Here is a 1874-nt window from a genome sequence, read left to right as displayed (position 1 = left end):
ACCAGCAGTCGCGGGAGGCGGAGGTCGCCCGGCGGACGGCCGAACTGGACGCCCGGGTCGAGGAGTTGAGGGGGCTGCTGGCCGCCGGGCTGGCCGCGCCGGCCTTCGGTCCGCAGGCCCTGCTGGCGCCGCAGCCGGTGCCGCCGTTCGACCCGGGGCCGCTGGGCGAGCCGGTGCCGATGCCGGACCAGTCCTCGGCCCGGTACTTCGTGCCGCCGCCGGACCAGGTCCAGGCCCGCAACCCGGGTGTGCGGCAGCAGTACGAGCAGTACCTGGCGCAGGCCCGTGCCCGGTTCGAGCAGGACTGGTACGCCGCGCAGGCCCGGGAGGCCGACCGGCAGCACCGGCTGGCCGCGTACCACCAGGAGTACCTGACCCGGGTCGAGCAGTCCCGGCGGCAGCAGGAGGAGCTCGGCGCCCGGACCGAGGAGCTGCTGCGCCGGCTGCGGGCGGGTGAGCCGGAGGCGGTGCAGGAGTACTTCACGGCCGGCCTGTACGCCTCGGCGGCCTGGCCGGAAGGCTTCCCGCACCGGCTGGCGGCGGCCTTCGACGCCGGGAGCCGCCAGCTGGTGGTGGACTGGGAGCTGCCCGGGCCGGACGTGGTGCCGGCCGCCGCCCGGGTGCGGTACGTGAAGACGGACGACCGCGAGGCGGAGGTGGCCCGTCCGGCGACGGAGCGCAAGGCGCTGTACCGGGAGGTGCTGGCGCAGTCGGCGCTGCGGGTGGCGGCGGAGCTGTTCCGGGCGGACCGGGACGGGCTGCTGGACTCGGTGGTGCTGAACGGCTTCGTCCTCGGCATCGACCCGGCGACCGGCCGGGAGGCCGAACGCTTCCTCTCCACCCTGACCGCCACCCGGGCCGGCTTCGCCGCCCTGGCGCTGGACCGGGTGGCCCCGGTGGAGTGCTTCCAGGGCCTGGGCGGCCGGCTGTCGGCGCGCCCGGAGCGGCTGGACGAGGTGCGCCCGGACCGGCGACCGGAGAGCATCGGCGGGAGCCTGGCCGGACACGGCGGCGAGGACGAGCCGGACCTCTTCGCGATGGACCCGCTGGACTTCGAGGACCTGATCGCCGAGCTGTTCCGGCTGCGCGGCTTCCGGGTGATGACCACGGCCCGCAGCGGCGACGTCGGGGTGGACGTGGTGGCCGAGGACCTGGACCCGGTGACCGGCGGCAAGATCGTGATCCAGGCGAAGCGCTACAAGAAGACCGTTCCGCCGACGGCGGTGCGCGACCTGGAGTCCACCGTCCGCCACCACGGCGCGATCAAGGGCATCCTGGTCACCACCGCGGGGTTCGGCCGCGGCTCGTACAGCTACATCGAGGGCAAGCCGCTGACCCTGGTGAGCGGCCCGGAGCTGGTCGCCCTGCTCGCCGAGCAGGGCCTGCGCGGCCGGCTCGGCGACGGTGCCTCCGGCGCTGCCACGGCTGCGGACGACAAGCCCGAGGAGGCCGGCGAGACCGCCCTCACGGTGAGCTGGCAGAGCCGGACGGCCGGCGGGGACGCGGTGGAGCTGGACGTCACCGTCTTCCTGTGCGCCGGCGGCCGGGTGCTGAGCGACGAGCACTTCGTGTTCTTCAACAGCCCGCAGGACCCGGACGGCGCCGTCCGGCTGCATCCGACCCACTCGGTGCCGGGCCGGCCGACCCGGGCGGTCCGGCTGGCCCTGGACCTGCACCGGCTGCCGGCCGCCGTCGAGGAGGTGGTGGTCGCCGTCTCCACCGAGGAGGAGGAGCACCCGGCGCTGCCGCTCGGCTATGTGCACGGGCTGGCTCTCGCCGCCGCGTACGGGCCGGGCGCGGGTGGCCCGGGCGCCTGGTCGGGCCCGACCGGCGGGGTCCCGGACAGCGCGATGCTGCTCGGGGCGTTCCGCCGG

1 protein-coding gene is annotated in these 1874 nt (G+C 76.0%); it reads left to right on the top strand.

Features of this window, described 5'->3' with window-relative positions; genetic code table 11:
- A partial coding sequence (locus tag KS423_RS44615; protein WP_224285391.1) for a restriction endonuclease occupies nt 1-1874 on the top strand: 1874 nt, incomplete at both ends.

Origin of the sequence: Streptomyces sp. LS1784, assembly GCF_020103755.1 — a bacterium.
GTDB lineage: Bacteria > Actinomycetota > Actinomycetes > Streptomycetales > Streptomycetaceae > Kitasatospora.
The sequence above is the reverse complement of the archived record's forward strand: the minus strand, read 5'-3'. Positions and strand labels throughout refer to the sequence as shown.